Origin of the sequence: Rhodococcus sp. EPR-147, assembly GCF_001647185.1 — a bacterium.
Lineage (GTDB): Bacteria > Actinomycetota > Actinomycetes > Mycobacteriales > Mycobacteriaceae > Rhodococcoides.
Map to the genome: position 1 here is coordinate 1 of NZ_LVCU01000337.1, position 8,147 is coordinate 8,147.

9 protein-coding genes are annotated in these 8,147 nt (G+C 62.4%); 4 read left to right on the forward strand and 5 right to left on the reverse strand.

Annotated features, from left to right (window positions below; translation table 11 throughout):
* Window positions 1–166 precede the first annotated feature (166 nt).
* Entirely contained in the window at window positions 167–670 is a 504-nt protein-coding gene (locus A2J02_RS27270) for a hypothetical protein (RefSeq protein ID WP_176457804.1), read from the reverse strand.
* A gap of 401 nt (window positions 671–1,071) precedes the next feature.
* Here A2J02_RS27270 and A2J02_RS15530 point away from each other — a divergent pair, with 401 nt between their 5' ends.
* From A2J02_RS15530 to A2J02_RS15540, 3 genes are all read left to right on the forward strand, one after another.
* Window positions 1,072–2,019, forward strand: a complete 948-nt coding sequence (locus A2J02_RS15530; protein WP_068051055.1) for an NlpC/P60 family protein — start codon at window positions 1,072–1,074, stop codon at window positions 2,017–2,019.
* Window positions 2,020–2,119: 100 nt separating this feature from the next.
* A complete protein-coding gene (locus tag A2J02_RS29050) occupies window positions 2,120–2,542 on the forward strand; it encodes a DUF6153 family protein (protein ID WP_353806439.1) in 423 nt (140 codons plus the stop codon).
* Between the two features lie 205 nt (window positions 2,543–2,747).
* Window positions 2,748–3,305 carry a DUF305 domain-containing protein gene (locus A2J02_RS15540; protein ID WP_308051299.1) on the forward strand — a complete coding sequence of 186 codons (558 nt, stop codon included), beginning with the start codon at window positions 2,748–2,750 and terminating at the stop codon, window positions 3,303–3,305.
* A gap of 316 nt (window positions 3,306–3,621) precedes the next feature.
* On the opposite strand, the gene A2J02_RS15545 is transcribed toward A2J02_RS15540, so the two are convergent.
* Entirely contained in the window at window positions 3,622–4,443 is an 822-nt protein-coding gene (locus tag A2J02_RS15545) for a cytochrome c biogenesis CcdA family protein (RefSeq protein ID WP_032375700.1), read from the reverse strand.
* Window positions 4,440–5,072, reverse strand: a complete 633-nt coding sequence (locus A2J02_RS15550) for a TlpA disulfide reductase family protein (RefSeq protein ID WP_080736598.1) — start codon at window positions 5,070–5,072, stop codon at window positions 4,440–4,442. Before A2J02_RS15550 ends, A2J02_RS15545 begins: the two co-directional genes overlap by 4 nt.
* 154 nt (window positions 5,073–5,226) lie before the next feature.
* Between A2J02_RS15550 and A2J02_RS27275 the strand changes: the two genes are divergently transcribed.
* Window positions 5,227–5,358: a DUF3703 domain-containing protein gene (locus A2J02_RS27275; protein ID WP_080733457.1), complete on the forward strand. Its 132-nt coding sequence runs from the start codon at window positions 5,227–5,229 to the stop codon at window positions 5,356–5,358.
* Between the two features lie 9 nt (window positions 5,359–5,367).
* Here the strand turns inward: A2J02_RS27275 and ccsB are convergent, their stop codons facing one another.
* Together ccsB and resB are read right to left on the reverse strand one after the other, a co-directional pair.
* Complete coding sequence (gene ccsB / locus A2J02_RS15555) at window positions 5,368–6,339, reverse strand: c-type cytochrome biogenesis protein CcsB (RefSeq protein WP_032375699.1); 972 nt, start codon at window positions 6,337–6,339, stop codon at window positions 5,368–5,370.
* 4 nt (window positions 6,340–6,343) lie between these two features.
* A complete protein-coding gene (gene resB, locus A2J02_RS15560) occupies window positions 6,344–7,996 on the reverse strand; it encodes a cytochrome c biogenesis protein ResB (protein ID WP_052061714.1) in 1,653 nt (550 codons plus the stop codon).
* Between the last annotated feature and the right edge of the window lie 151 nt (window positions 7,997–8,147).

Genomic DNA, 8,147 nt, shown 5'->3' on the forward strand with positions numbered 1-8,147 from the left:
ATAGTGGTGACGTCGGCCTGCGTGGCCGCCGGGGTGGCAGGATTGCTGGCCGACGCCCGCCTGCCGGTGTCGCAGGCACAGCCCAACACCGCAGATGGCGCATCGAGAAGCGGTCGCCTTCGTCGTCTGTTGCTGCCGGACCGCGGATAGGACGTGGCGAGAAATCCTACAATTTTGCTGCGCCTGCACCGCCAAAGCCAGCGGAGTTGCCGAACTCCTGACCTACGCGAGAAGTAGGGCACGCGCGTTCCCCGCGGATTCGCAGTCGAAGAGCCCACACCATCACCCCCACCGACATCACTCCGATTACGGGCTGCACGGGTGCCCATAGATCCAGAGCACCGCTCACCCCGACCGCCACCACTACCAGTTTGTTGCATATCGGACATCCGACTGCCAACAACGACAACGCATTCGCACTGACCCCTACACGGGAAGAAACCGACGACGCCAGCCCAGTGCTCACGTATGTCGCAAGAATGAGGCCACTGAGAACTGCGGTGGCAATCCACACCGGATAGTTCCACCACAACACCGGGGTCATTCGAACGTAGAACGCAGTGTGGATGATCCCGGTGGGGATCGCCACGACCAGCGCGGCCACCGTCGCGCCCAGTAACGCGGCCACCCAACGCCGCGCCGGCCAGTCACGCATCGTCACAGTCGTCATCCCTCTCCCGGTCAGCGGATACCACCCCACCATCTACTATGAATGATAGTAGTTTGCAGGTGCGGTGAGTCGGCGTCAATCGACGCCGACTCGCCGCCCATACGGCACAGGCGTCGAGCGTCGACGCGAGCCTCAGCCGACCGTGAGGAACCGTCTACGACTGCCGATACCCGACAATGGTGACCGGCGAGGCCGGACACAGTCCCATGCGGCTCTCGCCGCGCTCCGTTTCCTTCGCTGGTGACGCAGGGAACCCACACCGACCCCAGAGGATTTCTTCTGTGCATTCTTTTTCAGGCCCGACGCGGCGTGTCCGCGCTACCCTGATCGCCTCGATCATCGTTGTTGCCGCGGCATTTTCGGTAAATGCTCCAGCTTCGGCGGACCCTGCTGCACCCCCGGTGAACGCATCCGAAGCCGTACGACAACTCGCTGAACTCAATGCGACCGCCTTCACTCTCACCGACAGCATGTACGCCGCGCAGGACACCCTCGATCGTCGCCGCGGCGAACTGAGTACCGCAGTTCAATTCGCCCACGAGACCTCGGCGGCGGCTCGGGAAGCCGAAGTGGCCGCATCTGCCAACCGTCGAGCACTGGCCACAGCTGTCGACGCCGCGTACAAAGGTGTACCGCAATCCCCTCTCGGGGCCGTTCTGGTCGCGGACAGCCCACAGCAACTACTCGATCAGATGGTGTTGTTGGACCGGATCCTCGCCGATCGAGCCGCTGCACTCGCCGACTCGACACAGATCGACGACGAAGCGCGAGACCAGCTCGAACAAGCCCGGCAAGCACAGGCGTCCGCTGCGGTAGCCGAGGCGGACGCCGCACGTACACAACGCGACCTCGAGCAACGCCAGACCGACCTGGCCGATCAGATCGCCAAAATCACCGACCAATTCGCCGCCCTCACCGATGCGGATCGAGCTGCCATCGTCAGCCCCGGCACCACGAATCCTTCCGAGCTACCCGCCGCCGTCTCGGCTGCGAGTGGAACATCAGCGGAGGCGATGCGCATCGCCCTCGACCAACTCGGCAAACCCTATTCCTGGGGAGCTACCGGGCCGGGGTCCTTCGATTGCTCCGGACTGATCTACTTCGCCTACAAACAACTGGGACTGACCGTTCCACGCGTGGCCGCAGACCAAGCACGAGCGGGCACACCTGTCTCCCGCGAATCAGTGCAACCGGGTGACTTCATCTCTCTCTACTCACCGATCGGACACATCGGGATCTACATCGGCGACGGGAAATACGTCAACGCCCCCACCGGCGGCGACGTCGTCAAAGTCGCGCCCGTTCCCTGGGATGAAGTGACCGCAATCAACCGGCCCATCGCCACCTGATTCGATGTCCACGGTCCGGACGCCGCGACTGCGAGGAGACCGGATGCCCGTGTGGCAGACCGGTAAGATCGAACCGGTGAGGACTTCAGCCACGGAACCTATGAACCAGAAGTGGCTCCTAGGTGCTGTTTGCGCTTCGATAGTGCTGTTCGGAGTCCTTCTCATGCATTCTGCGCCGATGTCGTTCGCAACGGCGACGAGTATCGGCGAACACTCGATGACCTCGACGGTGAGCGCTCCACCTGCCGTCGACGAGCATTCGGGAGCATCATCTGCGACAGCATCGGAGAGTGGTTCCGCAGCACACTGCGGGAACGGCTGTGGCGATCACAGCTCGGTCATGCATCTGTGTCTGGCTATCATCGGTGCTGTCGCGGCGTTGGCCGTCTTACGGGCAATCGTTGTGGGCTTCGCCGGTTCTCTCGTCCACGCTGCGCGGCTGTCGGCAGTTCGTCGTCGAACCGGGCACCCGCCGCCCTGGACCATTTTCACTCTCTCCGAATTGTCTGTGCTTCGGATCTGACAGGTGACTCACCGTTGTGTGAGACACAGATGTCGACGGGTCAGTGTGCCTGTCGATCCGAACCACCCCACCATAATTTCAGGAGTTTGTTATGCGTTCGAATCGATCTACCCGTTTCACGATCGCGATAACGGCGGCTTCCGCTGTCGCCGCCGCAGTTCTCGCTGGCTGCAGCAGTAACGACGGCGAAATGAACATGCCCGGCATGTCGAGCAGCGATACACCGGCCTCGTCGTCCTCCGAGAATTCCGCCGAAGCATCGGCCGAATTCAACGATGCCGATGTCACGTTCGTCGAAGGGATGTACCCCCACCATGCACAAGCGGTGGAGATGGCTTCACTTGTCGACGGCCGAACCGAGAATGCTCAGGTCATCGAGCTGGCCCAGGCCATCGAAGCAGCTCAAGCACCGGAGATGGAGCAGATGAATGCCCTGCTCACCGCATGGGGACAGCCCGCAGCGTCCGCCGACATGGGCGGAATGGACATGGGCGGAATGGACATGGGCGGTATGGACATGGGGAGCGGTGGCATGACCGGCATGATGAGCCAGGAAGACATGGACATGTTGTCGGCCGCTAACGGAGCGGAGTTCGACTCCATGTGGCTCACCATGATGATCGAGCACCACAAGGGGGCAATCGAGATGGCTCAGATCGAGTTGGCCGACGGCTCCAATGCTGATGCCAAGGAGCTTGCCTCCACAATCATCGATGCGCAGCAGAGCGAAATCTCCACAATGGAAAGTTTGCTCGCCCAGTAACTCTCAATTCTGGGAACTATCAACCGTAGGGCGGGGCTCGGCTAATACCGAGCCCCGCCCTTCGGTTTCGAAGGACCTGGCCCTTTTAGCTGCCACACCGATCAACACGGCCCCGGAAACATGCCCTCCCCTGCTGATGCACCCGCCTGCGGGGTCCTTGGGACACGCAGATCCGCGGTAGGGACAGGGGGCGGCTCTCGGATCGGGTCGTCGCGGCCCGGCGGGGGCGCGCCGTCGACAGAGAGTGGGTTCGATACCACCGGCACTGGCAGTTGGGGAGGCGTGGTCTTGCACGTGCGGCTGCTCGGTTTCCTTCTCAGATGGGTAATACAACCGAACTGACGAATTCATTGCGTATCCAGGCAATGAACAGACCCCACACCCCCGTCAGCAGGGCGACACCGACGGCGATCATGATCACTCCGCCTGCCACTTTGATTCTCTGCGAGTTCCGCCGTAGCCAGCCGACACCGCGCATCGCCGAACTCGAGCCGAACGCGAGGACCACGAACGGTAGACCGAGTCCCAGACAGTAGGCGACGATGAGAGTGACGCCGCGCGCTGCGGTTGCGCCTTCAGTGCCAGCGGCAACGGACAACACCCCGGCGAGCGTGGGGCCAAGGCACGGCGTCCAGCCGAGCGCGAACACGCCACCGAGCAGCGGCGCTCCAGCAAGAGACGAGATGGTTTGCGGCGCGAATCGAGTGTCGCGTTGGAATGCGGGAATGAACCCGATGAACGTCAAGCCCATGATGATCGTGATGGCACCGCCGACCTGCTGAAGCACCTGTTCGTTGATGCGCAGGGTGCCGATGACCCCGAAAATCGAGGCGGTGGCGAGGACGAAGACGATGGTGAAGCCGGCGACGAACAACCCCGCTGCACCTGCCACGCGCCAGCGGCTTGCCAGCTTCGGCGGTGCTTCACCAGTCGAGGCGGCGGCGAGCGACGGCACGTCGGCACCTGCGATGCCCGCCAGGTACGACAGGTAGCCCGGCACCAGGGGCACCACGCACGGTGACGCGAACGAGACCAGCCCGGCGAGCATACATGCGGCGATCGCCAGTACCAGAGGTCCGCTCGATGCCAGATTTTGGAACGTCGAGCCAACGCCGCCTTGGGCAAGAAGAACAGTCATTCGTCTGCTATCCGTTCGACGACAGGGAGCAGGTCTTCGGCGAGGAGGGCACGCATGAACACTGCCGCCACCCGGTGCTCTCGATCGAGTACCAGCGTCGAGGGAATCACGCTGGTCGGGTAGTTCCCGCCGAGGGCGATCAGCGTCCGCATCGAGGGGTCGTAGATCGAGGCGTAGGAGACATTGTTGTCGACAACGAAGTCCTGCGCTTTGTCCTTCTGCGGATCTCGAACATTGATACCGAGGAACTGCACACCGCGCTCGCGGGTTGCTTCGTAGACCTCTTCGAGGTCGTCGGCTTCGCCGCGGCAGGGGCCGCACCACTGACCCCAGAGATTGATCACGACCACCTCGCCGTCATAGTCCGACAGAGCGGTGTTCTTACCTTCCTCCATCAGATCGGGTCCGGCGAGTTCACCGATGGTTCCGCGCGTTTCGGGGGGATCGTAGACGATGTCGGTTTGACCACCGGGTGCAACGAAATCGAAGCTACCTCCGGAGGGCACGGCGTCGGCGCCTGCGGAACATCCGGAGACCAGGAGTACAACGGCAAGGATGGATGCCGTTGCCGTGGCGGGCAGACTGCTCTGTTCGCGTGTGCGAGCCCCCGTAGGGCGGCCGAGTCTCATGAAGTCGACGCCTTTGCTGCAGTACGGATCTGCGCCGATGTCTCGAACATCGTGGGATCGGTGACGCGGTCGATGCCCCAGTCTTGGCCGGTGACGAAGCTCGGGGCACTGTGACTTCCCTCTCCGGAATGCACTACGGACACGAGGCAGTCAGTTGATTCGGATCGTGGTCGTGGCTCCTGGATCCTGGTCCGGTCGATACCCGGTCGGCAACACCGGCCGGGTCGACGCGGGATTGACGCGACCGGTGCCGCATGACCTCGCCGAAGCACAGGGCGGCGGCTAGCAGGCGACATCAGTTCAAACCCGCGTACGAATGCAGTCCGGAGACCACCATGTTGATGATGAACAGGTTGAACAGCATGGCCACGAATCCGGCGATGTTGATCCACGCGGCCCGGGTGTCACGCCACCCGCTGGTGGCCCGGGCGTGCAGGTACGCGGCGTAGATGATCCACGCGATGAATGAGACCGTCTCTTTCGGGTCCCAGCCCCAGAACCGACCCCACGCGGCCTCGGCCCAGATCGCGCCGAGGATGACACCGATTCCGAACAGGGGAAACGCGAAGATGGTGGTCTTGTACGCCAGCACGTCGAGCGAGTGCGCCGAGGGGAGACGAGCGACGATCCGGCCCACTCTGCTGTCGGGGACGGCGTTGTTGTTGGGATATCGGATCCGGATCAGGAACAATGTGCTGGCTGCACCGGAGATCAGGAACACCCCGCTGCCGAGCGAGACGACGGAGACGTGCACGGGGAGCCAATACGACTGCAAGGCTGGTACGACGGGCGCCGCGTTGGCATAGAGCACAGTTCCGGCAATGAAGAGCAGGATCAAGGTCGGCACGAGGACGAACAACCATAGTGTGCGCAGTTGCTCCGAGCGCAGCACGATCAGTCCGGCAAGTATGCCGGCCGCGCATGTGACGGAGACGAATTCGTACATGTTTCCCCACGGCGGGCGGCCAGTGGCGATCCCGCGCAGGACGATCGACCCGATATGCAAAGTGAGTGCGAGCATTACCAGGGCGAGTCCCGTGCGGCCCAGGCGTTCGGACGGGGCTCTTCGCTCGGGGACCGGCACGTATCCCGGTGTCGATGATGTCGCTGCGATCAGTTGCGGATGCAGACTCGAGGCCCGGCTCAGAGTCGCTGTTCGTGTCGTTGCGAGTTGTGCGATGAACAGGATCGCGGCGAGAAGGTAGACCACGAAGGCGGTCTCGAAACTGATGTCGCTCCAGCGGGCGAGGTTGTCGTCGATCGGCATGGCGCTACACCGTTTCTGTATCGAGGGTCTCGGAGTGGTTCTTTGTCCGCGGCGTCCAGATTTCGGTGCGGAGGGTCTCGAATTCGGGTCCCCATCCGGCGTGATCGGTACGGGCGAGCCCGCCCATCTCCACGCTCGATCGGCCTGTTTCGGCCGGGAGTACACGGAACCAGACTCGACGTCGCTTGATCACCAGCGAGACCAACAGTCCGGTCATCATCGTGATCGCGAACACGAGCACCCACAACTGTGCGGGGTCGTATCCGACCTGCAGGTTGGCGAACTCCTTGGCGCCGTTGAATCGAATGTTGGTGCCGTCGGTGAGGGTCGTCGATTCACCGGGACGCAGGTTCACCCGATCCTGCTTGACAAGTCGGCCCTGGTTGATCATCTCCTGGTCCAGGGAGAAGATCGACTGGGGTATGCCGGTGTCGAGGCCGGTATCTCCTTTGTAGATATCCACTGCCACAGCAGGATCGACCAAGTCCGGGAAGCGGGAGGAGAGCAGGGTTCCGTTGAATTGCGCAGTGGGAGCGAAGAGGCCTTCGATGGCGATCTGGCCGCGGCGTCGCTCATCGGCGGTGGCATAGGTCCCGCCGGGTGGATCGAAACGCAACGCCCCGCTACTCAGGAACGTGGTGGCGTCGTCGGGCCGGAACTGCAGGGCCTCGGTTCGACTCTGACCGTCGGGGAAGGTCACGGTGAATTCCGGGGCGTATCCGTGGCCGGTGAGGTAGATGCGTTCATCTCCGAGCCGGAGGGGTTCGTTGACTTTGAGTTGATAGTCGCGCCAGGTGTCTGCGGCGATGTCGTCGGCGGACTGGTAGGAGATGTTCGAGGTGAACATCTCTGCCTGGCCGTTCTCAAGGTAGTCGGCGTTGAAGTCCTTGACTCTGATGCAGAACGGCTCCAGCCCGGTTCCGTCGGTGCTGTTGCCGGCCCGGAAGGAGTCGTAGATGGCGGGCGAGGTGTTGCAGAAACCGGGCCCGTTGTCGGCGATGACGATGACCGATCCTTCGTAACCGAAGAGCTTGCCGATGGCGATGGCCGCGAGCAGACCGATCAGCGAGAAATGAAAAAGTAGGTTTCCCGCTTCGCGGGTATAGCCCTTCTCGGCGGAGAGGGTGAGCGCCCCATCGGGCTCGGGCCTAACGGCAGTACGCCACCCTCTCAAGTGGGGCGCGATGTCGTCGATGACGGTTTTCGGGCTACCGGCGAGAGCGCCCGAATGATGAAGCGGTAGTCGCGAAAGGTTTCGGGGTACGCGAACTGGCTGTGCGCGAAGGGCTTTACCGTGTTCGATCATTCGGGGAGTCAGGCAGCCGATCAACGACACAAACAGTAGGACGTAGATGGCGGTGAACCAGAAGCTTCCGAATACGTCGAACAATTCCAGCGTGTCCATGACGGCCCCGAGAGCCGGGCGCGCTGCGATGTAGGAATCAACCGCCTGGGTGTTGAGATTGCGCTGTGGCAGCAGGGCGCCTGGGATTGCTGCGATAGCGAGCAAAAACAGCAGCACCAGTGCCGTTCGCATCGAGGTCAGTTGCCGCCACCTGTTGCGCACCGCAGCGATTGCTCTGCGTAACCGTCCCTGCGATGTGAGCGCCGGGGTTTGATCAGCTGTCACACCGCCACACCCTTTCGACGATTGCATCTCAATTACTATGCAACATAGTAGTTGATGGGCCGTGTGCAGTTGTGTGCGGTAGTCGCCTCATATGGAGGTCGGCCTGTCAACGACGGCATGGTGAAGCGGTGGCACGCACCGTCGTGTGTGCCACCGCTTCCTGTTGCCGGGATGGTGA